Here is a 24,748-nt window from a genome sequence, read left to right as displayed (position 1 = left end):
GTATCCGGCGGCCGGTAGGTCAGTATCCCGCACCTTGTGCCGGCGTATTCACCCCCATGGACTGCAGATACCGTTTCACGTTGCGCGCGGCCTGGCGTAGCCGCTGTTCGTTTTCGACCAGCGCGATGCGGACATAGCCTTCGCCGTTCTCGCCGTAACCGACGCCAGGGGCGACCGCGACCTTGGCGTGGGTCAACAGCTGCTTGGAAAATTCGAGGCTGCCGAGATGCGCGACCGCGGGGGGCAGGGGCGCCCAGGCGAACATGCTCGCCGCGGGCGAGGGGATGTCCCACCCCGAGCGCGCGAAACTCTCCACCAGCACGTCGCGGCGCTTGTGATAGAGGGCGCGGTTCGTCTCGACGATGTCCTGAGGCCCGTTCAGCGCGGCGCAGGCCGCCGCCTGAATCGGGGTGAAGGCGCCGTAATCCAGGTATGACTTCACCCGCGTCATCGCGGCGATCAGCTTTGCGTTGCCGACTGCGAAACCGATGCGCCAGCCTGCCATGCTGTAGGTCTTGCTGAGCGAGGTGAATTCGATCGCGACGTCCTTGGCGCCCTTCACCTGGAGGATCGAGGGCGTCGGATTGCCGTCGTAATAGAGTTCCGAATAGGCGAGGTCGGAGACGATCCACACCTTGTTCTCGCGCGCCCAGGCGACGAGGCGTTCGTAGAAGGCGAGATCGACCGCTTCGGCCGTTGGATTGGACGGGTAATTGACCACCAGCACCGACGGCCGCGGCACGGTGAACGCCATCGCGCGCTCCAGCGATGCGAAATACGCTTCGTCGGGCGTCGTCGGCACTGCGCGGATCGTCGCGCCGGCGATGATGAAGCCGAAAGTGTGGATCGGATAGCTGGGATTGGGGGCCAGGACGACGTCGCCCGGCGCGGTGATCGCGGTGGCCAGGCTCGCCAGCCCCTCCTTCGACCCCATCGTCACCACGACCTCGCGCTCGGGATCGAGATCGACCCCGAAGCGGCGGCCGTAGTAATTCGCCTGCGCACGCCGCAGCCCAGGAATACCCTTGGATTGCGAATAGCCGTGCGCGTCGGGCTTGCGCACGACCTCCACCAGCTTCTCGATGACGTGCGGCGGCGGCGGCAGATCGGGATTGCCCATGCCCAGGTCGATGATGTCTTCGCCACCGCCACGCGCCGCGGCCCGCATCGCATTGACTTCGGCGATGACATAGGGGGGCAGGCGCTTGATGCGGTAGAAATCGTCGTCGGACATGGGTTCGCCCCTTTCGGAGGGGTGCTGTACCGGCTGCGGTCCAAGGGGGAAAGCGGTTGTGGGCACGATCTGCACCGCCTTCCGCCACCCCGGCGCAGGCCGGGGCCCATTGTTCAGCATACGAAGAGCCTGGAGCCCCTTTACACTGCGCCCGCCGCACGATGGACCCCGGCCTGCGCCGCGGTGACGGAATGGGAGGGGGCAGCGTTTAGACGCAGATCATTATATTCGCCTGCGATCTTACGAATGCTTCGCTTTCGCGTGCGGCCACGCGCGGCTAGGGTGCTCCGCAAAAGCCGAGGTTATGCCCATGTCCGACCCATCCGAGCGTGACGGCGCCGAGACGCCACAGATGCCGGTCATTCCCGGCTTCACCGACCCTGGGACGGTCGAGCGGATGGGCAAGTTCTGGCTCGATGGCCTCAACTTGTGGCAGCAGATGCTCAGCCCCAAAAGCGCTGAGCCCGAGGCGCAGGCCAGGGACAAGCGCTTCAACGCGCCGGAATGGCACGAAAACCCGTGGTTCGATTTCCTGCGTCGCAGTTATCTCACGCTGTCGGACCATCTGCTGCGCGGTGTCGATGCGGTGGAGGGCGTCAGCGAGAAGCAGAAGGAACAGATGCGCTTCGCCGCGCGCGGGTTCCTGGATGCGATGAGCCCGTCCAACTTCCCGATGACCAATCCGCAGGTCATGGCACGCGCGGTCGAGACCAAGGGCGAGAGCCTGATGACTGGCTTCAAGCATCTGCTCGCCGATTTCGAGAAGGGCCAGTTGACCCACACGGCGCCGGACGCGTTCGAGGTCGGGCGCAATCTGGCGACGACGCCGGGCAAGGTCGTGAAGCGCACGCCGCTCTATGAGTTGATCCAATACACGCCGACCACCGATCAGATGAATGCGGTGCCACTGGTCATCTTCCCGCCGTGGATCAACCGTTTCTACATCCTGGATCTGACGCCGGAGAAGAGCTTCATCCGCTGGGCGGTGGCGCAGGGCTTGAGCGTGTTCATGGTGTCGTGGAAGTCCGCCGATGCCAGCATGAAGGACGTGATCTGGGACGATTACGTCGCCGCACAGCGCGACGCGATCGACACGGTGCGCGACCTGCTCGACGTGCCCGCCGTTCACACGATCGGCTATTGCGTGGCGGGTACGACCTTGGCTGCGACGCTGGCGCTGATGGCCGCGCGCGGCGAGGGGGACCGGGTGGCAAGCGCCACCTTCTTCACCGCGCAGGTGGATTTCCAGGCACCCGGCGAACTGGCGCACTTCATCGACGACGATCAGCTGAGCGCGATCGAGAAGCTGTCCCCGGAAGGGTTCCTCGACGGGCGCTACATGGCGCTGACGTTCAACCTGCTGCGCGGGCGCGATCTGATCTGGAACTATGTCACCAACAACTACCTGCTGGGTAAGGACTATACTGCCTTCGACCTGCTTCATTGGAACGGCGACACGACCAATCTGCCCGCGAAATGGCATCTGTCGTATCTGCGCGACCTGTATCGCGACAATCTGCTGGTCGAGCCCGGACGGCTGAGCGTCGACGGCACCGCGCTCGATCTGTCAAAGGTGCACACCCCCGCCTATGTCCAGGCGGGGCGTGAGGATCACATCGCGCCGGCGGAGAGCGTCTGGCACCTTACCCATCGCCTGTCGGGGCCGGTGCGCTTCGTACTGGCAGGTTCCGGGCATATCGCGGGCGTGGTGAACCCGCCGGCGGCGGGCAAATATCAATATTGGACCAACGAATCCGATCCGCCATCCCTGGCGGACTTCGTTGCTGGGGCGACCGAGACCAAGGGCAGCTGGTGGCCGGACTGGATATCCTGGCTGAACCGCATCGACGCGCAAAAGGTGGCCGCGACCGGTGCTCGTATCCCCGGCGGTGGACGTGCGACGCTGGGTGATGCGCCGGGCGACTATGTGCGAGGACGTTAGGCCGCAAACTGACGATTGCTGCACTGCACAAACGTCTTGACCCGCGCGGAAGTTCCACTATGTTGCAGTGCAGCAAGAGGAGTGGATCATGGCGGACGACATCATCGGCACGCGCGCTGAGGGCGGCGAATCGATCCCGACTATGCTGGCGGCGACGCCCCCTGCCAAGCGCGTGAAGCCGGTGCGTGCACCCAAGGCCGTCGTGCCCGCCACGTCGGCAGACGTACCAATGCCTGCGGTCGCCGACGCGCCAGTGATGGCCGCGAGTCCTGCTCCTGTAGAAACTTCATCCTTTGAAACTCAGTCTCTCGAGACACCGATCGCCGCGGTTCCGGCGGATACCCACAAGGAAAGCACGATGGCTACCACGATCGAGAACGTCGCGAACACCACCACCGACAAGGCGCAGGCGATGTTCGCCGACGTCAACGACCGCGCCAAGGGTGCGATGGCCAAGAGCGCCAAGATGGTCGAAGAGATGAACTCCTTTGGCAAGGGCAACGTCGAGGCGATCGTCGAATCGTCGAAGATCGCTGCCAAGGGCATCGAGGCGCTCGGCCAGGAAGCCGCGGAATTCGCGCGCAAGTCGATCGAAGATGCGACGACCGCGATGAAGACGCTGGCATCGGTAAAGTCGCCGACCGAGTTCATGAAGCTGCAGAGCGATTATATGCGCTCGGCATTCGACGCGATGGTCGCCGAAACCTCGCGTTCGACCGAGACGATGCTCAAGCTGGCGGGCGAGGTCGTCCAGCCGATCTCGAACCGCATGGCGATCGCGGCCGACAAGATGAAGATCGCGGCGTAAGCCACACATCGCGGCGGCGTCAGCCGGGGAGGAAGAGCGGTCGCCCGACGGGGTGGCCGCTCTTTTCGCATGGTCGGCGGTTCCTGGCCCTTTCCTCGACCCGCGCGATGTCCTATTTTGCGGGACACCATGAACCTGCGAACCCCGATCCCGACCCAGACGCCAATCGGCATGGCCGACCGCCGCACCGGCGATCGCGAGGATGAAGGCACGGGCACCGGTACGGGCCTTGCCACGCGCACCCGTTCCAAGACCAAGCAGCCTACGCCGTACCGCGTGCTGATGCTCAACGACGATTACACGCCGATGGAGTTCGTCGTGCTGTGCCTGCAGCGGTTCTTTCGGATGAACATGGAAGAGGCGACCCGCGTGATGCTCCACGTCCACCAGAAGGGCGTCGGCGTCTGCGGCACGTTCAGCTACGAGGTTGCGGAAACCAAGGTGGGCCAGGTGATGGACTTCGCCCGCGCCAACCAGCACCCGCTGCAATGCACGCTGGAGAAGGCGTAAGCGCGCTGGCGCGAGACGCATTGACGGTGCCGTCGAACTAAGTTGCCCCCTACCTTCCGCCTCCTCTTGCACCTTGCGCCGCTCGCGGTAGGACCAGACCGATGGACCGTATCCTCATCCGCGGCGGCAATCGCCTGTCCGGCCGCTTGCCGATATCGGGCGCCAAGAATGCCGCGCTCACCCTGATGCCATGTGCGCTGCTCACCGACGAGCCGGTGACGCTGCGCAACCTGCCGCGGCTGGCGGATGTCGACGGCTTTGGCCACCTGCTCAACCAGCTTGGCGCCTCGACGGCGGTACAGGGCACCCGGCCCGAGGATTTCGGCCGGGTCATGACGATCCGCGCCGGCAATCTGACCTCGACCGAGGCGCCTTACGACATCGTTCGCAAGATGCGCGCGTCGATCCTGGTGCTCGGGCCAATCCTGGCGCGCAGCGGCGAGGCGCGGGTGTCGCTGCCGGGCGGCTGCGCGATCGGCAACCGGCCGATCGACCTGCACCTCAAGGCATTGGAAGCGATCGGCGCGACGATCGAACTGGCGGCGGGCTATGTGAAGGCCAGCGCGCCCGGCGGCCGTCTTGGCGGCGGGCGCTATCGCTTTCCGGTCGTGTCGGTGGGGGCGACCGAGAACGTCGTCATGGCCGCGGTTACTGCCAAAGGTTCGTCCATCATCGAGAATGCGGCGCGTGAGCCGGAGATCGTCGACCTGTGCCGCTGCCTGATCGCGATGGGTGCGCGGATCGAGGGCGTCGGTACCGACACGCTGGAGATCGAGGGCGTCGATCGGCTCCACGGTGCGACCTATGCGGTGATGCCCGACCGGATCGAGGCGGGCAGCTATGCCTGCGCTGCCGCGATCACCGGCGGCAGCCTGGACCTGATCGGCGTCGCGGAGGACGACATGCGCGCCACGCTCGATGCGCTGATCGACGCGGGCGTGACCGTCACCCCGCACAAGGACGGCATCCGGATCGAGGCCTCGGGGCCGCTCGGACCCTTGACGCTCTCGACCGCACCCTTTCCCGGCTTCGCCACCGACATGCAGGCGCAGTTCATGGCGATGCTGTGCAAGGCGAACGGGGCCAGCGTGCTGACCGAGACGATCTTCGAGAACCGTTACATGCACGTCCCCGAACTGGCGCGGATGGGCGCGGACATCCAGGTCCACGGCCGTACCGCGCTGGTCAAGGGCGTCGACCGGCTGGTTGGGGCGCCGGTGATGGCGACCGATCTGCGCGCGTCGATGAGCCTGATCCTCGCCGGTCTGGCGGCGGAGGGGGAGACGTCGGTGGCGCGCGTCTATCACCTAGACCGCGGGTACGAACGGTTGGAGGAGAAGCTGTCCGCGGTCGGCGCGGATATCGAGCGGGTCAGCGACGGGTGAGCTTTACGTTTCTTTAACCTTTGCCGTTTACACATATTTAGCGCGGCGGCGCCGAGCTGGCGCAATCATTCAGTGCCGGGAGATACCCCATGTTTCGCGCCGCGCTCGCGTTCGCCCTGCTGCCCTGTGCGCTGGGCGCGTGCACCACGCGCACGGCCGGTCCGGTCGGGATCGTCGAAGCCCCGCCCGCGCCGCCGATCGGCTGGCGCGCCATCGCGTCGGCCGCCGACCAGCAGCGGATCGCCGAACTGCCCGCAACCTGGGCGCGCGCCGTCGCCGCCGTTCCGCGGCGCATGCAGGCCAAACTGCGCGCGGAGACCAAGCTGGTGGAGCCGACCGCCGCACTCGAACTGCCCGCGCCACCCCCCGGCCCCTATCGCTGCCGCCTGATACGCTTCGGCGGGCGAGCGGGCTTCGCGACCTTTCCGCCCGACTTCTGCTACGTCGATGGCGGCGACAAGGGGGTGTCGTTCACCAAGCAGACCGGGAGCAACCTGCCCGGCGGCTGGCTCCACGCGGACACCGCCACGCGGCAGGTGTTCCTGGGCAGCCTGCGCGCCGCCGGGGCCGAGGGCGCGCCGGGCTATGGCGACGATCCGGCGCAGGACGTGGCGGGCGTCGTGGAGCGGGTGTCGCCGTTCCGCTGGCGGCTGGTGCTGACGCGTGGCGGCAGGGGTGCGCTGCTCGACGTGTACGAACTGGTGCCGGTGCCGCCCGAGGTGCCCGGCGCCACGCCGGCCGTCCCCGCCGAGAAGTGAAAGGAAACCCCGTTGCCGCGGGGTCTTTCACTGACGGCGCGACGAGCGGACAGGCCCCACCCCAACCCCTCCCCTGAAGGGGAGGGGCTATGTCAGGCGATCCGTTCGGGCATTTCGGCGGCGTCCTCCTCAAGCGCGGCGGTGGGCGCGATGGCCTCCCACGGGAAGACGAACCAGTCCTTCGTCATCCGGCGGTCGATCGTGCGGGCGGTGTAATCGACGCGTTGGGCGGAGCCAATGTTGTCGATCAGCGTGGCGATGCGGATGCTGCCCTCTACCGCGCCCGCGTCGGCCAGCGTGGCGCGCAGCGTGCCGATCGTATGGCCGGAATCGTTGATGTCGTCGATAAAGAGCAGCCGTTCGCCCGCCCGAGTCCGCGCGGCGAGGCGGACGAGCACATCGTCGGCGAAATCCTTCACCTGTGCCGACAGGTCGCAGCTGAGCGTCGGCGTCCCTGTCGCGTGGCTGAGGAATACCGCCGGCACCAGCCCGCCGCGGCCGATGCCGATCAGGAACGTCGGCTGCCAGTCGCGATCGGCGGCGAGCGCGGCCGCCAGGGTGCGGACATGGGCGACGAAATCGTCATGGGGAATGTTGGTGAAGACCGGCATCAGATCGCCGCCAGCGCCTGTTCGAAATCGGCGATCAGATCGTCGGCATCCTCGACCCCGATCGAGATGCGCACCAGATTGTCGGTGATCCCCAGCGCCTGCTTGCGGGCATCGGGCACCGACAGGTGGGTCATCGAGGCGGGGTGGCTGGCCAGCGTCTCGGTGCCGCCGAGCGACACTGCCAGCTTGGCGATGGTCAGCGCGTCGAGGAAGGCGAACGATTCCGCCTCGCCGCCGTTCAGGAAGAGCGAGAAGGTCGAGCCGGCACCGACGCAGTGGCGGCGGTAGATGTCCGCCTGACGCTCCATGCCGGGTTCGTCCGCGAGAAAGCCGAGATAGCCGACGCGCTCCACCTTGGGATGATCGCGCAGCCAGGTGCAGACCTTCAGCGCGTTCTCGCCCGCGCGGGTCATCCTGAGTTCCAGCGTCTCCAGGCTGCGCAACAGCATCCAGGCGGTGTGCGGATCGGTGATCGTGCCGATCGTGTTGCGCATCGAGCGGATGACGTTGATGTGCGCCTTCGATCCCAGCACGCCGCCGGCGACGAGATCGGAATGGCCGCCCGCATATTTAGTCAGCGAATAGACGACGATGTTGGCGCCATGTTCCAGCGGACGGTGCCAGAGCGGCCCGAGGAAGGTGTTGTCGATCGCGATCGGGGGTTTGTCATCGGTGAATGTCGCGTCGCGGCTGGCGGCGACCGCTTCGACATCGACCAGCGCGTTTGTCGGATTGGCAGGCGATTCGAGATAGATCAGCGCGACGTTGCCGGTCGCGGCCTCGCGCATCACCGCGTCGATTTCCGCGCGGGTGGCGCCGGCGGGAAAATCGAGCCACTTGACCCCGAACTTGCCGAGCACGCGGCCGATCAGCGTTTCGGTCGCCGCATAGAGCGGGCCGGAATGGACGATCGTGTCGCCCGGTTTGACGAGCGCCAGGAAGAGCGTCGCAATCGCGGACATGCCGCTGGAAAAGGCGAGCGCGTCCTCGGCACCTTCCCAGATGCCGAGGCGATCCTCCAGAATCTCCTGGTTCGGCCCGTTGAAGCGCGAATAGACGAGGCCCTCGGCGCCGCCGGGGCGCTTGCCGGTGACGCCTTCGAAATGCCGCTTGCCCGCCGCGGCATTGGGGAAGACGAAGGTCGAGGTGAGGAAGATCGGCGGTTTCAGCGAACCCTCCGACAGCGCCGGATCGTAACCGTGGCCCATCATCATCGTCGACGGCTTGAGTTTGCGTCCCGCGATCGTCCTGGGCGTTGTCGCGCGTTCCTGCGGCGTGCCGCCGGTGAGATCGGCTTCGGTTTCCGGGTCGTTCATACATGGTCTCCCTGCGCGAGGCGTAGCCCATCCGCCGGTTGAGCGGGAGTCGGCAACGCGGCCGGCGGTGTGCGCCATGCGCTCACCATACCCGCGGTTCCAAACCGGACGAACCACACGCTACGTCGCGAGCGAATCGCTTCCCTTGCGAACCGTCCCCTTCGAAAGCGGTGATGTGCGAGAAGATATGGGGAAGCATGGCCGTGCGTCTCGCAGTTTCGGGTGCTGTAGGACAGAGGACGTCGATGATTTCGGGCTGGTCCGCGGCTGGAGTCGTTCGCGAGCAGGTTTGCTCTCCCCTTCAGGGGAGGGGCTGGGGGTGGGGGCTCTCCACGAGCGATATAGCCTGCGGAAACCCCCCACCCCAACCCCTCCCCTGAAGGGGAGGGGCTATGGCGTATCAACTTGGTCGCGAACAACTCTAGAGTATGACGAGGTTGGATTGATTCACTTCCGTTCGTCCTGAGGTGGCCTCAAGCGCAGGCGAAGGCCCGGCTCAAAGGACGGTGGGTCTCACCTGTCCTTCGAGACGCCGCTTCGACTTCGCTCAGCGGCTCCTCAGGACGAACGGATCGGTACAGGTTACTTGAGGTGGGGATTTGGAGGAATCTCCGTCGGTGCGGCTGATAAGCCCGACCCCGAACCTGCCTGGTGAAGGGGGACTGATCCCCGCCGGACACGTACCACCCCGGCGAAGGCCGGGGCCCAGCCGCGGCCAGCGATCGAGGAGGGGAACAGGCAGACCGCGGGATCAGTGCAACTGGGCCCCGGCCTGCGCCGGGGTGGACCATGGTTCTATGACCACGAAGACTCGGGTCGTCAGCCAGCAATGCCGATGAGCGCGATCTGGCGGCCGTAGTCGGGCTCGCCGCGGTGGGTGGCGCGGCGGAAGCTGTAGAAGCGGGCTTCGTCGGCATAGGTGTCGAGACCGAGCGCATCGACGCGGCGGATGCCGGCGGCGGCGAGGCGGTGGGCGACATAGGCTTCGAGGTCGAAACGGTGGTGGCCATCGCGGGCGGGTGCGAAGAAGCGGTCGTTCTCGGGATCGGCCCGCGCAAAGCGGATCAGGAAGGCGTCGTCGACCTCATAGCTGGCGCGCGCGATGCACGGGCCGATCGCGGCGACGATCCGGGCGCGATCGGCACCCAGCGCCTCCATCGCGGCGATCGTCGCGTCGGTGACGCCGGCGAGCGCGCCCTTCCATCCGGCATGGGCAGCGCCGACGACGCCGGCGGTGGTATCGGCGAACAGCACCGGCGCGCAATCGGCGGTGAGGATGCCGAGTGCGAACCCCGGGCGATCGGTGACGAGCGCGTCGCCGGGGGGGCGATCGTCCGGGGCTTGCGCGACGGTGACGACATCGTTGGAGTGGATTTGATAGCAGGTGACGAGCGCCGCGCCGGGCAGCACCGCGGCGCAGGCACGCGCGCGGTTTTCGGCGATGGCGGCCGGATCGTCCCCCGATCCGAGGCCGACGTTCAGCCCGGCCACGATGCCGGTCGATACGCCCCCGCGGCGCCCGAGGAACCCGTGCGCGACGCCTTCGAGCGCGGTCGAGCGGATGACATCGGGCGTCACAGCGTCAACATCATCACGTCGTCCTCGTCCGCCTGTTCGCCGACCATGAAGGCATAGCGGCCGATACGCGTGAAGCCGTGGCGTTCGTAGAAGCGGCGCGCGCGCGGATTGTCGACGAACACCGACAAATACATCGCCGCTGCGCCGCGGGTGCGCGCCTCGCGGATCGCCCAGGCCATCATTTCCGCAGCGACGCCGCTGCCGTGATATGGCGCGCGGACGTAGAATTGGCGCAGCTCGATGGCGTTTTCGGGTGGGGTGAAGGGGAGTTTGGCGGGGCCTAGCTTGGCATAAGCGGCGGGCGTTCCGGCGTCTTCGCCCAGCACGACGGCGTAGCGCGCATCGGCGAGTTCTTCCGCCCAGTTCTCGGCGGTGTGCGCGGTGAGGAAGGCGGCGAGATCGGCGGGGCGATAGAGGTGACCGAACGTCTCGACGAAGGTCGCGGCACCGATTTCGGCCAGCGTGGCGGCGTCCGACGGGGTGGCGGGGCGAAAGATGACGGTCATGCGAAGCCTGCCGGTTGCGGCCATGTCGGCGCGGTGATGGCGAATGCCTTGAACAGAAGCCCCATGTCGGTGACGAGCCGGGCGCGATCGGCCGCGAGCGCTTCGCCGCGATCGGGCGCCGCCTTGAACAGCGCCGCGACGCGGGCGTCGATGCCGAGCGCGACGAGCAGCTCGCCCTGCGGCACCGGCCCCCAGGCGACCGCGCCCGACACCTGCGCGGCGGCGGCCAGCGTCGTGAAATCGACGTGCGCCGACAGATCGACCTCGCCCGGCGTCTCGAACGGATTGGCGAAGCCGTGGCCGCGTACCGCCTGCAACGTCTCGCCGAGCAGTGGCCCCTCATGCCCGTAATCGACGACGAGGCACCCGCCGCCCTGGCGCGCGATCCGGCTCGCCAGCCCGCGCATGACCGCGACGGCCGCGGGTGAGACTTCGAGCAGCGACCCGGCGGGTGCGTCGCGCAAGGGTTCGGGGATGATCGCGTCGGGGACGGGTGGCCCGGCGACCGGCAGGAACAAGGTGTCCTGACACGCGACCAGCCGTTCATGCCACTGGGTGCGGCGGACGAGCTGGCGGATCGGCAGGGCGTCGAAGAATTCGTTGGCGACGACGATCAGCGCGACGTCATCGGCAAGCGTGTCGATCGTGTCGTGCCAGGTCGCGTCCGGCACCCGGTCTGCCTGCGCCGCGCGCAGCAGCGGGCTGGTCTCGACGAAGTGGATCGCGGGGCTGAAGCCCGCCTTCGCCATCGCGCGGCGCGCGTCCGCCGCCAGCGTGCCGCGGCCGGGGCCGAGTTCGACCCAGGCGGTGTCGGGGCGGCCCGCGCGGTCCCACAGGTCGGCGCACCACAGGCCGATCAACTCGCCGAACATCTGGCTGATCTCGGGCGCGGTGGTGAAATCTCCGCTCGCGCCCAGCGGATCGCGGGTCGCATAATAATGCGCGTTGGCGGCGGCCATGAACTGCGACACCGGCATCGGCCCGGCGAGCGTGATCGCGCGGGCGAGGCGGTCGGGGAGGGAGGAGGTCACGCCTTTCCTTATCCTCCCCGAACTCGTTCGGGGAGGGGGACCGTTCGCGAAGCGAATGGTGGAGGGGCAGCCTCCCGGGTTTGCGCTTGTGGCTGCCCCTCCACCACTCGGCTGCCGCCGAGCGGTCCCCCTCCCCGTACCGGGGAGGATTTCCTCACGCCACGCTCGCCGGCCCCGCGATCGGCTCGACGCGGGTGCGGCGCCGCGCGGCGGTGGCCATCAGATAGGCGCCGCCCCCGATCATCGGCACGCACAGCCATTGGCCCATGTGGATGCCGGTCGCCTCGACGAAGGTGCCCTGGAATTGCGCATCGGGTTCGCGGAAGAATTCGGCGATGAAGCGTGCGACGCCGTAGCCGATGAGAAACAGCCCGACGAGCTTGCCCGGATCGTAGCGCGCCTTGGTACGCCAGAAGGCGAACCACAGGATCGCGAAGAGGACGATCCCCTCCAGCCCGGCTTCGTAGAGCTGGCTGGGGTGGCGGGCCGGCTCGATCTGGTCGAAGGCGACGGTGCGTTCGAAGACGATGGCCCAGGCGACGTCGGTCGGCTTGCCCCAAAGCTCGCCGTTCACGAAATTGGCGAGGCGGCCGAAGAACAGCCCGAAGGGGACGCAACAGGCGATGTAATCATGGACGCGCAGCCAGTTGAGCTGGTGCTTGCGCGCAAAGAGGATGAGGCCGATCGACGTGCCGATCACGCCGCCGTGGAACGACATGCCGCCATCCCACAGCCGCACGATGCGCAGCGGGTGGAGGATCATGTCGGGGGCGTAGAAGAGGACATAGCCGATCCGGCCGCCCAGGATGATGCCGAGCGTCGCGTAGAAGACGAGGTCGTCGGCATGGCGCCGGGCCATCGGCGCACCCGGCTGCGCGATCAGCTTGAGCAGATACCACCAGCCGATCAGGATGCCCGCGATATAGGCCAGGCTGTACCAGCGCAGCGTGAAGAAGCCGATCGAGAAGACGTTGGGATCGAGCCCCAAATCGGCGAAGCGGATATGGCCGGGCGCCACCCCGGCCATCGGGCCGACGATCGGGCCGACCGCGGGAACTGCTGCGGCAAGTGTGGTCAGGATCAAGGCTTTCCCCCCAGGCGTCGCGCCTGCATAAGGGGAGCGGGCACGAAGGCCAAGCGGAGAGAGCGATGCGGACCGAACTCGACGGCATCATGGACGCCGTCCTCGCCGAAGTGACCGGGCCGGACGGCCCGCTGCGGCTGGGCACGATCGAGCGTTATGGCGTGACGCTGCCCGTGATCGCCACCGCGCCGCCGTCGCTGCCCGCCTATTTCGCGCATTATTGTGCGCAGCATGCCGATGCGACCTTCCTCGTTTCCGGCGACGAGCGGCTGACGTTTGCGGAGGTGTATGAGCAGGCGCAAGGGGTGGCGCGGGCGCTGGTCGCACAAGGGGTCGCCAAGGGCGACCGCGTCGGCATCGCCATGCGCAATTCGCCGGCGTGGATCGCGCTGTACATGGGCATCGCCATGGCAGGCGGGGTGGCCACGCTGCTGAACGGCTGGTGGCAGGCGGAGGAACTGGCGACCGCGATTCGCGACGTCGGTTGCGATCTGATCCTGGCCGATGCGCCGCGGGTGAAGCGGCTGGACGGCCTGGCGGCGCGGGTGATCGCGATCGACGACACGCTGCCGCTGGCGCACGCTCTGGCGCCGCTGACCGCCGGTGCGGCGGACGTCGCGCTGCCGGTGGTGGCGGGGGACGATCTGGCGACGATCCTCTTCACGTCGGGCTCGACCGGGCAGTGCAAGGGGGCGGTCAGCGATCACCGCGCGGTGACGCAGGCGGTGTTCAACTATCTGGCCTCCGCGCTGACGATGCTGGGAATCGCCGCGCGGGCGGGCAATCCGCCGCAGGGCCAGCCGTGCACCCTGCTGACCGTGCCGCTGTTCCATGTCACCGCCGAGGTGCCGGTGATGCTGCAGAGCTTCGCGATGGGCAGGAAACTGGTGATGATGCCCAAATGGGATGCCGAGGAGGCGATGCGGCTGATCGCGGCGGAGGGGGTGACCTATTTCGTCGGGGTGCCGCTGATGAGTTTCGAGATGCTGACCCATCCGAACCGCGCGAAATACGACCTGTCGACGATGGCCGACATCGCCGCGGGCGGTGCACCGCGCCCGGTGGAGCATGTCCGCCGCATCGCCGAGGAAATGGAGGGCGCGCCGCTGATCGGCTATGGCCTGACTGAGACCAACGGCGTCGGCACCGGCAACTGGCGGAGCAACTACACCGCCAAGCCCAATTCGGCGGGGCGACCGACGCTGCCGCTGGTCGATCTGGCGATCCTCGACGATGCGGGAGTTGTGCTGGGGCAGGGCGTGCGCGGCGAGGTCGCCATCCGATCGGTCTGCAATTTCCAGGGCTATTGGGGGAACCCGGATGCCACGGCCGCGGCGATGACCGCGGAGGGATATTTCCGGACCGGCGACATCGGTTATCTGGACGACGCGGGGTATCTGTTCATCGTCGACCGCAAGAAGGACATCATCATCCGCGGCGGCGAGAACATCAGCTGCCAGGAGGTGGAGGACGCGCTCTACGCGCATCCGCTGGTCGCCGAGGCGGCGGTGTTCGGCCTGCCCGACGAGCGGCTGGGCGAAGTGCCGGGCGCGATCGTCGCGCTGCGCGAAGCGGTGGCGCCGGAGACGTTGCGCGCGTTCCTGGCCGAGCATATCGCAGGCTTCAAGGTGCCGCAGCGGATCTGGATCGCCGACGGCCCGCTGCCGCGGCTGGGCACCGAGAAGATCGACAAGGTTACGCTGCGCGCGCGATATCGGGCGCTGGCGGCGGCGGAGGGGTAGGCGCCGCTCTCTTCCGTTCGTGCTGAGCGAAGTCGAAGCACCTTGGCTTGGGGCTTGCCCCCTTCGGCTAACCGCTCAGGGCAGGCTTCGACTGCGCTCAGGGCGAACGGAGTATTTGAACGTACCGAGGACTCAGATGCGCCCCACCCGGCGGAAAATCCTGATCGGCGGTGGCGCTGGCGTCGGGCTGGTCGTCGCCTGGAGCCTGTGGCCGCGCAGCCATGCGCCGAACCTCGTCCTCAATCCTGGCGAGCATGGTTTCGGCGCGTGGCTCAAGATCGGGAGCGACGGGCATGTGACGGTCGCGGTGCCGCAGGCCGAGCATGGCCAGGGGAGCTGGACCGTGCTGCCGCAGATCGTCGCGGACGAACTGGGTGCCGATTGGCGCACCGTCGGGGTCGAGCCTGCGCCGATGAACCCGCTCTATGCCAACCGCCTGGCGCTGAGCGAATTGCTGGAGGGCGTGCTCGACCGCATTCCCGCCGGGTTTCGGGATGACTGGGTTCGGCGCGAGGGGGCAATGCTGACCGGCGGATCGACATCGGTGCGGATGTTCGAGGCCGCGTGCCGGGAAGCGGGTGCGGCGGCGCGCGCATTGCTGACGCAAGTCGCGGCGGCACGCTGGGGCGTGACCGCGCAGGCGTGCACCGCGCGCGACGGCTTCATTCTCCACGGTGCGAACCGGCTGCGCTTTGCCGAACTGGCCGACGAGGCCGCGGCCGGCACGGTGCCCGAACCGCTGCCGATCGGTGTCGGCGGTGCCGGGCGGCTGATGGGCAGTTCCGTCGCGCGGATCGACGCACCGTCCAAGGTCGATGGTTCGGCGAATTTCGCGGGCGACGTGCGGCTGCCCGACATGGTCCATGCGGCAGTGCGCGGCGGACCGCCAGGATCGCGCCTGATCGCGGCGGACCGTGCGGCGGCGGACCGCGTACCGGGCGTCGTCGCGGTCGTGACCAACGATGGCTGGGCGGCGGCGGTGGCGACGACCGGCTGGGCGGCGCAACGCGCGCTCGATGCGATGCACCCGCGTTTCGAATCGCACGGGCCGCTGCCGACGACCGCCTCCATGGATGCCGCGCTGGATGCGGCGTTGGCGCTGGATGGCGTGTCGATGGTGTCGACCGGCGCGGCCACGACAGGTGGGGCGACGACGGGGGGGCGGGAGATCGTCGCCCGCTACGACGCGGGAGTAGGCGTGCACGCCGCGATCGAGACGCCGAGTGCGACCGCTTCCTTTCGCGACGGACGGCTGGAATTGTGGCTGGCGACGCAGGCGCCCGCTGCGGCGCGGGCGGCGGCCGCGGCCGCGGCGGGGGTGAGCGTCGAGGCGGTCATCCTGCATCCGATGCCGATCGGCGGATCGTTCGGTGCCGCGCTGGAACATGACGCGGCGGCGCAGGCGGCGCTGCTCGCGGTCAAGCTGATGCGCCCGGTCAGCCTGATCTGGTCGCGTGGCGAAGCGGTCCTCCACGATCGTTATCGTCCACCTGCGCGCGCCCGGATGCGGGCACGGCTGGGCGCGAATGGTGCGATCCTGGGTTGGCACGCGGCGATAGCCGCACCTGACACGGGCAAGGCGCTGGCACGACGGCTGATCCCCGGTGCGGTCGCCGAGGCTGCGCTCGCGGCGGGCGGGGCGGGGGATCGCTATGCCGTTGCGGGGGCGCTGCCGCCTTATCGGATTCCGGCGGTGACTATCCACCACCACCCGACCGACATCGGCGTGGCCACCGGCCATCTGCGCGGCGGCGCGCATGGCTATACCGCCTTCTTCACCGAATGTTTCCTGGACGAGATCGCGCGCGCCGGGGGCAACGAACCTTTGTCGTTCCGCATCGGCATGCTGGGCGGCGAACCGCGGCTCGCGCGTTGCCTGTCCACCGCCGCGGCGCTCGGTGGGTGGGACGGCGGGGTGGCGGGGAGCGGGCAGGGGATTGCCGCTTATGCGTTTCGCGGCAGCTATATCGCGGTGCTTGCCGAAGCGCATGTCGTTGGCGGGCGCATCCTCGTCGACCGGCTGGTCGCCGCGGTCGATTGCGGACGGCCAGTCAACCCCGATCTGGTGCGCCAGCAGATCGAGGGCGGGCTGATCTTCGGACTGGCGCATGCGCTGGGCGCCTCCACCGGCTTTGCCGGCGCGCTGGCCGAGGTGCGCGGCTTCGGCGGACTGGCGATCCCGCGGCTTGCCGACACGCCCGATCTGACGGTCGAGCTGATCGGCAGCGACGAAGCACCCGGCGGGGTGAGCGAACTGGGCGTACCCGCGGTCGCACCCGCGGTCGCCAACGCGCTTTTCGCCGCGACCGGCTTTCGCGCGCGCACGCTTCCGCTAAGGACCGGTGCATGACCCCCGATAACCATCCCGTCATCCCCAAGCCCAGGGTCGGCGTGCTGCTGATGAACTTGGGCACCCCCGACGGCCCCGACACCCGATCGGTGCGGCGCTATCTGGGCGAGTTCCTCTCCGACCGGCGTGTCGTCGAGCTGCCAGCGATCGCCTGGCAGCCGATCCTGCGCGGCATCATCCTGACGACGCGGCCCAGGAAGTCGGCGCATGCCTACCAACAGGTCTGGCGCGCGGACGGATCGCCGCTGGCCGCGATCACGCGCGCGCAGGCGGCAGCGCTGAAGGACGCGTTCGGCGATACCGTGCTGGTCGATTGGGCGATGCGCTATGGCCGTCCGGCGATCGCGGAGCGGTTGCAGGCGATGAAGGATGCGGGGTGCGAGCGCATCCTGCTGGCGCCGCTGTATCCGCAATATTGCGCCGCGACGACCGCGACCGCCAACGACAAGGCATTCGCGCATCTCGCCAAGCAGCGCTGGCAACCCGCGATCCGCACCCTGCCGCCCTATCATGACGATCCGGCCTATATCGGTGCGCTCAAGGAATCGGTCGAAACCGGGCTGGCGCAGCTCGATTTCGTGCCCGACGCGCTCGTCGTCAGTTTCCACGGCATGCCCAAGCGGACGCTGGAACTCGGCGATCCCTATCATTGCCACTGCCAGAAGACCGCGCGGCTGCTGGGCGAGGCGCTGGGGCGCGAGGTGACGATCGCGTTTCAATCGCGGTTCGGCCCCGCCAAGTGGCTTGGCCCAGCGACCGACGAGACGCTGGTCGCGCTGGCGAAGGCGGGCAGGCGCAAGGTCGCGATCGTCGCGCCGGGCTTTTCGGCGGACTGCCTGGAGACGCTGGAGGAACTGGCGATCCGCGGACGCGAGTCTTTCGTGGACGCGGGTGGGACCGACTTCGCCTATCTGCCGTGCCTGAACGCCGAGCCGGGGAGCATCGCGATGCTCACCGCGATCCTGCGACGGGAACTTGCGGGCTGGGTAGCGTTTCCTTAGCTTGCGAGAAAACAACGAGAGAGGATGGCCGATATGACACGCGTAGCGATCGTGACGGGCGGAACCCGCGGTATCGGCGAGGCGATCAGCACCGCCCTGCACGACATGGGCATCACGGTGGCGGCGAATTACGCCGGCAACGAACAGCGTGCCGCGGACTTCACCGCCCGGACGGGCATTGCGGCCTACCGATGGGACGTGGCCGATTACGACGCATGCCAGGAGGGGGTGGCCAAGGTCGCCGCGGAGCTGGGGCCGGTCGACATCGTCGTCAACAATGCGGGGATCACGCGCGACGGCACCATCCTGAAGATGACGTATCAGATGTGGAAGGAGGTCATGGACACCAATCTGGGCGGGTGTTTCAACATGGCCAAGGCGGTGTTTCCCGGCATGCGGCATCGCAAATGGGGCCGGATCGTCAACATCGGCTCGATCAACGGCCAGGCCGGGCAATATGGCCAGGTGAACTATGCCGCCGCGAAATCGGGCATCCACGGCTTCACCAAGGCGCTGGCGCAGGAGGGCGCGCGTGCGGGCGTGACGGTGAACGCGATCGCGCCGGGCTATATCGACACCGACATGGTCGCCGCGGTGCCGGCGGACGTGCTGGAGAAGATCGTGGCGAAAATCCCGGTCGGGCGGCTGGGCCAGGCCAGCGAGATCGCGCGCGGGGTGGCGTTCCTGTGCTCGGAGGAGGGCGGGTTCGTTACCGGGTCGACGCTGAGCATCAACGGCGGGCAGCACATGTACTGACGGGCGCAGGCAGCGCTACGACGCTGCCGGTGCGCGCCCGCGAACGCGGGTCGCGCAGCGCCCGGCACGGCCGGCGAGACCGCAACGCGGGACTCGGCCGACGAAAGCGGCGGCTTTGCCGTCGCTCCTCCCCGCTCCCCGGGATCACCCCCGCACAGGGTGTCCCTCGAACTGCCGGGCGTCATCGCAGATCGCATACCAATCCGGCTTCTCGCGCACGAACTCGTGAAACCGGTTGCGGACACCGGGATCGTCATCCAGCGCGTTGGCGGCGATCGGGAAGGTGTCGCTTTCGGACAGAATTTCGCCGAGCGCGGTTCCGCAAATACGGCAGAAGCATCGCGCATAGGTATAGGGCGCGACCGGTTCGTAGCGAACCACGGCGTCCTGCCCTGCGATCCATTGCAAATCCTGCTTGCGGACGAAGACGAAGGTGCTTGCCCCCACCTTGCGGCAGCGTGAGCAATGACACGTGGCCATCATCGACGGCTCGGCCAGCAATTCGAACCGTATCTCACCGCAACAACAGCTTCCCTTCATCACGATCTCTCCTTTGCCGGGTGAGAACATTGGTGGAACATTGGTGGATCGTCAACCGGGGCGTCGGGATGGTGAAGTGGAAGAAGGAGCGACGGCAGAGCCGCCGCTGGTCGTCGGACGAACTGCGCTTCGCTGGTTCGCCGGCCGTGCCGGGCGCTGCTGCCGCTTCGCGGCTGCAGCGGCGCGGGCGTGGCCGCGCCTGCGCCCGGCAGAACAAAGGGGCCGGTCGTTACGCAACCGGCCCCCCGCTCCCGATACGCTACGCGGGAGCTGTACGCACCGCCTAGTGGCGGTAGCTTTGGAAATCGTGAACGGCGGCGGGAAGAGCGACGGCGAAGCCGCCGCTTTTCGTCGGCCGGGTTCGGCTTGCGCCGACCCGCCGGCCGTGCCGGGCGCTGCTTGCCGCTTTGCGGCTTGCAGCGGCGGTCAGCACCCCCTGGGATTGTTCGACCGGCCTACCGCGCGGCCGGCGAGCGCACCCGCGGCACCGCCCAGGATCGTGCCGGTCGCCCGGTCGCCGCGGCTGTCGATCGACCGGCCGAGCAGGCCGCCCGCGATCGCGCCGACGATGGTGCCGGTCGTGCCGCTGTTGCAGCGCTGATTGCGGTTGCGGTAATAGCCTCGATCGCCGCGATAGGTGCGATTGTTGTAGCCGCGCTGCTCGTAGCCGTCGCGACGGTTGTAGCCGTCCTGATAGGCATTGCCGTAAGCGCGCTCGTAGCGGCCGTGGTCATAACGCTGCGCGCTCGCAGTCGCGGGGACCAAAGCGGTCGCGCCCATGGCGAGGGCGGCGGCGGTCAGCGAAAGCTGCTTCAACATGATTCGTCTCCCGTATCGGCGGGGTGTCGGACCCTGCCTCGATGAAAGCCTTTTGGACGAGTCGCGTTGAGCCGACCCTGAATGCACTCGTTATCGCGGGTTCAGGCTTCCCCCTGCCGTCGCGGGTGGGCATGGCGGTGTCGTGCGCGTTCCCTTGACCATGTTGTCCGTCGCCTTGCTCGTGCTGGCCATCGTCCCCGGCTGGTCGGTGGAGGAGCGATTGCGCCTGCTGGGCAGCCGGGCACAGATGGATGCGACCCGCGTCGCGCTCGATCCGCGCGATCCGGGACGCCGCCGGGTGGGCGGGCTCGTCTTTCTGGGCGGGGTGTCGCTTACCAGCCGCGATCCGGCGTTCGGCGGCTTTTCCGCACTTAGCGTAGACGGCGACCGGTTCACCCTGCTCAGCGACGGCGGCAATATCGTGCGTTTCCAAATGGGCGCGGACTGGCAGCCGCATGCGCTTGCCTTCTCCAACCTGCCCGCGGGTCCGCGCACCGGCTGGGACAAGCGCGATCGCGACAGCGAGGCGATGGCGGTCGATCCGGCCACGCGGCGGGTGTGGGTGGCGTTCGAGAACACCAACGCGATCTGGCGTTACGACCCCGCGTGGACCCGCGGCGAAGCGCAGGCAAGGCCCGCTGCCATCAGAAAATGGTCGCAGAACGGCGGCCCCGAATCGCTGGCGCTGATGCCTGACGGCCGCTTCGTCGCAATCAGCGAGTCGTCGCACGTACCACCCCGCGCCTGGTCAGGCAGCAAGGCGATGCGGCTGCGCACCCGCGACGCTCGCATGTTCTTCGGCGATCCGACCGGCAGGAACGTGCGCCAGGCCCGCTTTGCCTATGTGCCGGCCGGACGCTACGATCCGGCGGATGCGGCGGCGTTGCCGAACGGCGATCTGATCGTGCTCGACCGCGATTTCGCCCTGCCGTTTCGCTGGTCCAATCGCCTGTCGATCGTCCGCGCGGCCGACGTCGCGGCGGGCAAGGTGGCGCGCGGGCGGCTGATCGCGACGCTCGCCGCGCCCCTGATCCACGACAATTTCGAAGGGCTGGCAGTGACCCGCGAGGGCGGCGACGCGATCCTGTGGCTGGTGTCCGACGACAACCAGATGGCGATCCAGCGTTCGCTGCTGCTCAAATTCCGGCTCGCGCTGCCCCGGCCAACGCCAAAAACCCGCCCGCGTTGAGCGGACGGGCTTTTCGAGCGGCCACCCTTTCAGGGGGTCAGGCGGTGGCGGCGACCTCGGGCTTTTCGGCCCCGATCTTCTTCACGCCCAGCTTCTTGACGATGTCGCGCTTGAGGCGGCGGGCACGCAGCGAAAGCGCGGTGTCCGACGTCTTGACCAGCCAATTGTCCAGCCCGCCATTATGCTCGACCGAGCGCAGGCCGTGCGTCGAGACGCGCAGGCGGATGCTGCGCTCCAGCGAATCGGAGATCAGCGTGACGTTCTGCAAATTGGGCAGGAAGGTACGCTTGGTCTTGTTGTTGGCGTGGGATACGTTGTGTCCCACCTGCCGGCCCTTGCCGGTCAGTTCGCAGATGCGCGACATGATTGCTAATCCTGGTTTCAGGCGAGAGGCCCGGAAAGGCCGCGCGGATAGCCGGGCTGGCGGTTCCCGTCAACCTTCCGCTCGAAGTCTGGCGTTGCCGCGGCCCATGTGAAACTCGCGCGGCACGGCCGCGTTGTTACGCTTACGAACCGTTTATTCGAGAGGATAAGTCCCATGCGTGCGCTGCTCGTTCTGGTCGGCCTGGCCGCCGTCATCCTGGTGGCGCTGATGTTCTTCGGCATCATCAACATCGACCAGACCCGCCCTGGCGTGGTCCAGGCGCCCACGTTCAAGGCCGACGTGGCCAAGGTCCGCATGGGCACCGAGGAAAAGACGGTGACGGTGCCGACGATGGACATCGACAAGCCGGGCAACGCCAACTGATTGACCCTGGCGTAGCGGGCGGGCAGGCGGACAGGGTGTTCCGCCTGCCCGAACCGATGGCCCAGGCACTCGCCGCCGCCCGCGCCGCCGCCGATGCGGGCGAAGTGCCGGTCGGCGCGGCGATCGTCCGCGAGGGACGAGTGCTGGTCGCGCTCGGCAATGCCCCGCGTGCGCTTCACGATCCCACCGCCCATGCCGAGATGCGGGTGATTCGCGAGGCCGCGCGGATGCTGGCGCGCGATCGGCTGCAGGATTGCGACCTTTGGGTGACGCTGGAGCCGTGCGCGATGTGCGCAGGGGCAATCGCGCATGCCCGCATCGCGCGGCTCTATTACGGGGCCGCGGATGCGAAGGGCGGTGCGGTGGAGCACGGGCCGCGGCTGTTCGCACAGCCGACGTGCCACCACCGGCCGGAGGTGTATGCGGGGATCGGCGAGGTGGCGGCCGGGGATTTGCTCAAGGGATTCTTCGCCGGGCGGCGGTGAACCGTGCCGCCCGGAAAGCTGCATTTAAAGGCGAAAGTTCGTCTCGAAGGACGGTGGGACTCACCTGCCCTTCGAGACGGCATTTCGACTTCGCTCAATGCCTCCTCAGGGCGAACGGAAGACTTTCCGGCCAGCCTCTCCGGACGAACGGGTTGAAGCCATTCAGCACAGTTCAGCACGAACGGGCGTTGGCCTGTTCTGAATTTCAGTCCGGCCAGGTTTGCTCTCCCCTCTCTTCTGGGGAAGAAAGTCGCATGTGGCCTGTTGCGAGGATGCAGGATCACCGCCTCCCCGGCGAAGGCCGGGGCCCAGGCTGGCATACTTGGATGGCAAGGTTGGTCCTGTCGTCGCACGACCTGTGCGCCTGGACCCCGGCCTTCGCCGGGGCGGCGTTCGCTACTCGAGGCGCATAAACTTCCAAAGGAGATGTGCGATAGTCCTGCCCTTCAGGAGAGGCGCTATCGCGTATCAACTCGGTCGCTAAGGGCTCTAATTCCCCCGGACATCGTTCTGGGTCACGGGCACGATCTTGATCTCCACCCGGCGGTTGGCCGCGCGGCCTGCGTCGGTGTCGTTGGAGGCGATCGGCTGGGTTTCGCCGTAGCCGCGGGTCGCGATCCGGGCGGACTGGACGCCGTTCGTGGAGAGATAGTCCGCCACCGACAGCGCGCGGCGGTTGGACAATTCCTGATTATAGGCGTCGCTGCCGGTCGAATCGGTGTGGCCGTAGACGTCGATATAGGTCTGGTTATACTGGCCCAGGGTCTGCGCGACCTGATCGAGGGTGCGGCGGAATTCGGGTGCGACGTCGGCGCTGTCATAGGCGAAGGTAATCCCTGAGGGGATGTTGAGCACCAGATCGTCGCCGCGGCGGATCACCTGCACGTCGGTGCCTGCGGTGCGTGCGCGCAGATCGCGTTCCTGCCGGTCCATGTACGCGCCGATCCCGGCGCCCGCGAGGCCGCCGATGCCGGCACCAACCAGCTTTTCGGTGCGATCGCGACGCCCGCCGACGAGATCGCCGAGCAGATAGCCGCCCAGCGCGCCGCCGATGCCGCCGAGCGCGGTCTTGGAGATGCTTTGCTTGCCGGTCTGGGGATCGGTGGTGCAGGCGCCCGTCGTCACCAGCGCACTCAGTGCGGCCATCGCCATCAGTTTCGAGGTCTTCATCGCTATACTCCTTGCGGTTCGCCCCGCAACTGGGGGCGGTTCACCCCACAACCCGGGGCGGTCCACCCCAAAACGCGGGGCGATTCACCCGATAACTCGGGCCTCCCGGCGCTTGTTCCACCTGCGATCTGAACCCTGGATTACAGGGTTAGCCGTTGTGGAACGTCGGAATGTGCGGCAAAGAAGGCCGCGCCGATGGCCCCGCTCCCCCCCTTTCCCTGGATCGACGTCGCGATCATCCTTGCGCTGGTCGCGCTGAACGGCGTGTTCGCGATGAGCGAGCTGGCGATCGTCTCCGCACGCAAGGCGCGGCTGGAGGCGATGGCGCGCACCGGGCGCAAGGGCGCGCGCGCCGCGCTCGTCCTCGCCGCCGATCCGGGCAAGTTCCTCTCCACCGTGCAGATCGGCATCACGCTGATCGGCATCGTCGCCGGTGCTTATTCGGGATCGAGTCTCGGCACGCCGACCGCCGCCCGGCTGGAACGGCTCGGCCTGGAGCCGGAGACCGCGCGCACGCTGGCGCTGACGATCGTCATCGGGCTGACGACCTATGCCTCGCTCATCATCGGCGAACTCGTCCCCAAGCAATTCGCGCTGCGCAAGCCCGAGCCGATCGCGGTCGTCATGGCGGCGCCGATGCGCTGGCTGGCGATCGGGACCGCACCGATCGTGTGGCTGCTCGATTCGACCAGCGCGCTGATCTTCCACCTGCTGCGACTGGATCGCGAGAGCGAGGACAATGTCACGGCGGAAGAATTGCACATGATCGTCGCCGAAGCCTCCAAGTCCGGGGTGATCGAGGAGCATGAACGCTCGATCATATCGGGCGTCGTGCGGCTGGCCGACCGGCCGGTGCGCGAGGTGATGACGCCACGCACGGATGTCGACTGGCTCGATTCCACGCTGGGGCCGGACGCGATCCGCGACACGTTGCTCGCCAGCATGCACACGAGATTGCCGGTGGGCGAAGGGTCGATCGACGCGGTGCGCGGCGTCGTCCAGGCACGCGACATCGCCGCGGCCCTGTTCCGCGGCGAGCCGCTCGATCTCACGAAGCTGATGCGCAAGGCGCCGGTGGTGATCGACCGCATCGACGCGATGGACGCGCTGATGGCGCTAAGGGCCGCCGACGTGCCGATGGCGCTGATCCACGACGAATACGGCCATTTCGAAGGGATCGTGACG

The 24,748-nt window shown here is 67.7% G+C and carries 24 protein-coding genes; 13 read left to right on the top strand and 11 right to left on the bottom strand.

What is annotated here, in order from left to right; translation table 11 throughout:
• Positions 1-19: 19 nt before the first annotated feature.
• Entirely contained in the window at positions 20-1,234 is a 1,215-nt protein-coding gene (locus VF643_RS06615; RefSeq protein WP_331042582.1) for an LL-diaminopimelate aminotransferase, read from the bottom strand.
• 352 nt (positions 1,235-1,586) lie between these two features.
• Here VF643_RS06615 and VF643_RS06610 point away from each other — a divergent pair, with 352 nt between their 5' ends.
• The 5 genes from VF643_RS06610 to VF643_RS06590 all read left to right on the top strand — a co-directional run bounded on the left by VF643_RS06610 (position 1,587) and on the right by VF643_RS06590 (position 6,637).
• Positions 1,587-3,176, top strand: coding sequence for a class I poly(R)-hydroxyalkanoic acid synthase (locus tag VF643_RS06610; protein WP_331042607.1), 1,590 nt, complete (start codon positions 1,587-1,589; stop codon positions 3,174-3,176).
• A gap of 88 nt (positions 3,177-3,264) precedes the next feature.
• Positions 3,265-3,984 carry a TIGR01841 family phasin gene (gene phaP / locus VF643_RS06605; RefSeq protein WP_331042581.1) on the top strand — a complete coding sequence of 240 codons (720 nt, stop codon included), beginning with the start codon at positions 3,265-3,267 and terminating at the stop codon, positions 3,982-3,984.
• A gap of 171 nt (positions 3,985-4,155) precedes the next feature.
• Positions 4,156-4,494, top strand: a complete 339-nt coding sequence (gene clpS, locus VF643_RS06600) for an ATP-dependent Clp protease adapter ClpS (protein ID WP_331042606.1) — start codon at positions 4,156-4,158, stop codon at positions 4,492-4,494.
• 101 nt (positions 4,495-4,595) lie between these two features.
• The gene (gene murA / locus VF643_RS06595; protein ID WP_331042580.1) at positions 4,596-5,879 is read left to right on the top strand and encodes a UDP-N-acetylglucosamine 1-carboxyvinyltransferase; all 1,284 of its coding nucleotides are present in this window, start codon (positions 4,596-4,598) and stop codon (positions 5,877-5,879) included.
• An 89-nt stretch (positions 5,880-5,968) separates the two neighbouring features.
• Complete coding sequence (locus tag VF643_RS06590; protein ID WP_331042579.1) at positions 5,969-6,637, top strand: DUF4893 domain-containing protein; 669 nt, start codon at positions 5,969-5,971, stop codon at positions 6,635-6,637.
• A 92-nt stretch (positions 6,638-6,729) separates the two neighbouring features.
• On the opposite strand, the gene VF643_RS06585 is transcribed toward VF643_RS06590, so the two are convergent.
• The 6 genes from VF643_RS06585 to lgt all read right to left on the bottom strand — a co-directional run bounded on the left by VF643_RS06585 (position 6,730) and on the right by lgt (position 12,763).
• A complete protein-coding gene (locus VF643_RS06585; RefSeq protein WP_331042578.1) occupies positions 6,730-7,248 on the bottom strand; it encodes a phosphoribosyltransferase in 519 nt (172 codons plus the stop codon).
• Positions 7,248-8,564: a cystathionine gamma-synthase family protein gene (locus tag VF643_RS06580; protein WP_331042577.1), complete on the bottom strand. Its 1,317-nt coding sequence runs from the start codon at positions 8,562-8,564 to the stop codon at positions 7,248-7,250. Before VF643_RS06580 ends, VF643_RS06585 begins: the two co-directional genes overlap by 1 nt.
• 819 nt (positions 8,565-9,383) lie before the next feature.
• Complete coding sequence (gene pgeF, locus VF643_RS06575) at positions 9,384-10,142, bottom strand: peptidoglycan editing factor PgeF (RefSeq protein WP_331042576.1); 759 nt, start codon at positions 10,140-10,142, stop codon at positions 9,384-9,386.
• On the bottom strand, positions 10,139-10,648 hold the full coding sequence (locus VF643_RS06570) for a GNAT family N-acetyltransferase (protein WP_331042575.1): 510 nt from the start codon (positions 10,646-10,648) through the stop codon (positions 10,139-10,141). Before VF643_RS06570 ends, pgeF begins: the two co-directional genes overlap by 4 nt.
• The gene (locus tag VF643_RS06565; protein WP_331042605.1) at positions 10,645-11,625 is read right to left on the bottom strand and encodes a class I SAM-dependent methyltransferase; all 981 of its coding nucleotides are present in this window, start codon (positions 11,623-11,625) and stop codon (positions 10,645-10,647) included. The genes VF643_RS06570 and VF643_RS06565 overlap by 4 nt, the downstream gene beginning before the upstream one ends.
• A 208-nt stretch (positions 11,626-11,833) precedes the next feature.
• Positions 11,834-12,763: a prolipoprotein diacylglyceryl transferase gene (lgt, locus tag VF643_RS06560; RefSeq protein WP_414713808.1), complete on the bottom strand. Its 930-nt coding sequence runs from the start codon at positions 12,761-12,763 to the stop codon at positions 11,834-11,836.
• A 65-nt stretch (positions 12,764-12,828) separates the two neighbouring features.
• On the opposite strand from lgt, the gene VF643_RS06555 reads away from it, so the two are divergent.
• The 4 genes from VF643_RS06555 to phbB all read left to right on the top strand — a co-directional run bounded on the left by VF643_RS06555 (position 12,829) and on the right by phbB (position 18,612).
• Positions 12,829-14,505, top strand: a complete 1,677-nt coding sequence (locus VF643_RS06555; protein WP_331042574.1) for a class I adenylate-forming enzyme family protein — start codon at positions 12,829-12,831, stop codon at positions 14,503-14,505.
• 136 nt (positions 14,506-14,641) lie between these two features.
• On the top strand, positions 14,642-16,855 hold the full coding sequence (locus tag VF643_RS06550) for a molybdopterin cofactor-binding domain-containing protein (RefSeq protein WP_331042573.1): 2,214 nt from the start codon (positions 14,642-14,644) through the stop codon (positions 16,853-16,855).
• A complete protein-coding gene (gene hemH / locus VF643_RS06545) occupies positions 16,852-17,856 on the top strand; it encodes a ferrochelatase (RefSeq protein WP_331042572.1) in 1,005 nt (334 codons plus the stop codon). Before VF643_RS06550 ends, hemH begins: the two co-directional genes overlap by 4 nt.
• Positions 17,857-17,889: 33 nt before the next feature.
• Positions 17,890-18,612, top strand: a complete 723-nt coding sequence (gene phbB, locus VF643_RS06540) for an acetoacetyl-CoA reductase (protein WP_331042571.1) — start codon at positions 17,890-17,892, stop codon at positions 18,610-18,612.
• A gap of 144 nt (positions 18,613-18,756) precedes the next feature.
• On the opposite strand, the gene VF643_RS06535 is transcribed toward phbB, so the two are convergent.
• Both VF643_RS06535 and VF643_RS06530 read right to left on the bottom strand, forming a co-directional pair.
• Complete coding sequence (locus VF643_RS06535) at positions 18,757-19,113, bottom strand: GFA family protein (RefSeq protein WP_331042570.1); 357 nt, start codon at positions 19,111-19,113, stop codon at positions 18,757-18,759.
• Positions 19,114-19,578: 465 nt separating this feature from the next.
• A complete protein-coding gene (locus tag VF643_RS06530; protein WP_331042569.1) occupies positions 19,579-19,971 on the bottom strand; it encodes a glycine zipper 2TM domain-containing protein in 393 nt (130 codons plus the stop codon).
• Positions 19,972-20,131: 160 nt separating this feature from the next.
• On the opposite strand from VF643_RS06530, the gene VF643_RS06525 reads away from it, so the two are divergent.
• Positions 20,132-21,160 (top strand): esterase-like activity of phytase family protein, encoded by a 1,029-nt coding sequence (locus VF643_RS06525; RefSeq protein WP_331042603.1) that lies wholly within the window; start codon positions 20,132-20,134, stop codon positions 21,158-21,160.
• A gap of 37 nt (positions 21,161-21,197) precedes the next feature.
• Here the strand turns inward: VF643_RS06525 and rpmB are convergent, their stop codons facing one another.
• Positions 21,198-21,524 carry a 50S ribosomal protein L28 gene (gene rpmB / locus VF643_RS06520; RefSeq protein ID WP_331042568.1) on the bottom strand — a complete coding sequence of 109 codons (327 nt, stop codon included), beginning with the start codon at positions 21,522-21,524 and terminating at the stop codon, positions 21,198-21,200.
• Between the two features lie 174 nt (positions 21,525-21,698).
• On the opposite strand from rpmB, the gene VF643_RS06515 reads away from it, so the two are divergent.
• On the top strand, positions 21,699-21,908 hold the full coding sequence (locus VF643_RS06515) for a hypothetical protein (RefSeq protein WP_331042567.1): 210 nt from the start codon (positions 21,699-21,701) through the stop codon (positions 21,906-21,908).
• Positions 21,909-21,964: 56 nt separating this feature from the next.
• Positions 21,965-22,393 (top strand): nucleoside deaminase, encoded by a 429-nt coding sequence (locus VF643_RS06510; RefSeq protein ID WP_331042602.1) that lies wholly within the window; start codon positions 21,965-21,967, stop codon positions 22,391-22,393.
• Between the two features lie 489 nt (positions 22,394-22,882).
• On the opposite strand, the gene VF643_RS06505 is transcribed toward VF643_RS06510, so the two are convergent.
• Positions 22,883-23,563: an OmpA family protein gene (locus VF643_RS06505; protein WP_331042566.1), complete on the bottom strand. Its 681-nt coding sequence runs from the start codon at positions 23,561-23,563 to the stop codon at positions 22,883-22,885.
• A 195-nt stretch (positions 23,564-23,758) separates the two neighbouring features.
• Between VF643_RS06505 and VF643_RS06500 the strand changes: the two genes are divergently transcribed.
• A partial coding sequence (locus tag VF643_RS06500) for a hemolysin family protein (RefSeq protein WP_331042565.1) occupies positions 23,759-24,748 on the top strand: 990 nt, incomplete at its 3' end.

Origin of the sequence: Sphingomonas sp., from assembly GCF_036387595.1 — a bacterium.
Taxonomy (GTDB): domain Bacteria; phylum Pseudomonadota; class Alphaproteobacteria; order Sphingomonadales; family Sphingomonadaceae; genus Sphingomonas.
This window is presented reverse-complemented; position numbering and strand designations above follow the sequence as displayed.

Bases quoted from the DNA above. Each gene is read 5' to 3' on its own strand.
- VF643_RS06615 (WP_331042582.1), bottom strand. From the start codon at position 1,234: ATGTCCGACGACGATTTCTACCGCATCAAGCGCCTGCCCCCCTATGTC.
- VF643_RS06565 (WP_331042605.1), bottom strand. From the start codon at position 11,625: ATGCCGGTGTCGCAGTTCATGGCCGCCGCCAACGCGCATTATTATGCG.
- VF643_RS06525 (WP_331042603.1), top strand. From the start codon at position 20,132: ATGTTGTCCGTCGCCTTGCTCGTGCTGGCCATCGTCCCCGGCTGGTCG.
- phaP (WP_331042581.1), top strand. From the start codon at position 3,265: ATGGCGGACGACATCATCGGCACGCGCGCTGAGGGCGGCGAATCGATC.
- rpmB (WP_331042568.1), bottom strand. From the start codon at position 21,524: ATGTCGCGCATCTGCGAACTGACCGGCAAGGGCCGGCAGGTGGGACAC.
- phbB (WP_331042571.1), top strand. From the start codon at position 17,890: ATGACACGCGTAGCGATCGTGACGGGCGGAACCCGCGGTATCGGCGAG.
- VF643_RS06530 (WP_331042569.1), bottom strand. From the start codon at position 19,971: ATGTTGAAGCAGCTTTCGCTGACCGCCGCCGCCCTCGCCATGGGCGCG.
- VF643_RS06515 (WP_331042567.1), top strand. From the start codon at position 21,699: ATGCGTGCGCTGCTCGTTCTGGTCGGCCTGGCCGCCGTCATCCTGGTG.
- VF643_RS06580 (WP_331042577.1), bottom strand. From the start codon at position 8,564: ATGAACGACCCGGAAACCGAAGCCGATCTCACCGGCGGCACGCCGCAG.
- VF643_RS06590 (WP_331042579.1), top strand. From the start codon at position 5,969: ATGTTTCGCGCCGCGCTCGCGTTCGCCCTGCTGCCCTGTGCGCTGGGC.
- clpS (WP_331042606.1), top strand. From the start codon at position 4,156: ATGGCCGACCGCCGCACCGGCGATCGCGAGGATGAAGGCACGGGCACC.
- VF643_RS06510 (WP_331042602.1), top strand. From the start codon at position 21,965: ATGGCCCAGGCACTCGCCGCCGCCCGCGCCGCCGCCGATGCGGGCGAA.
- hemH (WP_331042572.1), top strand. From the start codon at position 16,852: ATGACCCCCGATAACCATCCCGTCATCCCCAAGCCCAGGGTCGGCGTG.
- murA (WP_331042580.1), top strand. From the start codon at position 4,596: ATGGACCGTATCCTCATCCGCGGCGGCAATCGCCTGTCCGGCCGCTTG.
- VF643_RS06570 (WP_331042575.1), bottom strand. From the start codon at position 10,648: ATGACCGTCATCTTTCGCCCCGCCACCCCGTCGGACGCCGCCACGCTG.
- VF643_RS06610 (WP_331042607.1), top strand. From the start codon at position 1,587: ATGCCGGTCATTCCCGGCTTCACCGACCCTGGGACGGTCGAGCGGATG.
- VF643_RS06505 (WP_331042566.1), bottom strand. From the start codon at position 23,563: ATGAAGACCTCGAAACTGATGGCGATGGCCGCACTGAGTGCGCTGGTG.
- VF643_RS06585 (WP_331042578.1), bottom strand. From the start codon at position 7,248: ATGCCGGTCTTCACCAACATTCCCCATGACGATTTCGTCGCCCATGTC.
- VF643_RS06555 (WP_331042574.1), top strand. From the start codon at position 12,829: ATGCGGACCGAACTCGACGGCATCATGGACGCCGTCCTCGCCGAAGTG.
- VF643_RS06550 (WP_331042573.1), top strand. From the start codon at position 14,642: ATGCGCCCCACCCGGCGGAAAATCCTGATCGGCGGTGGCGCTGGCGTC.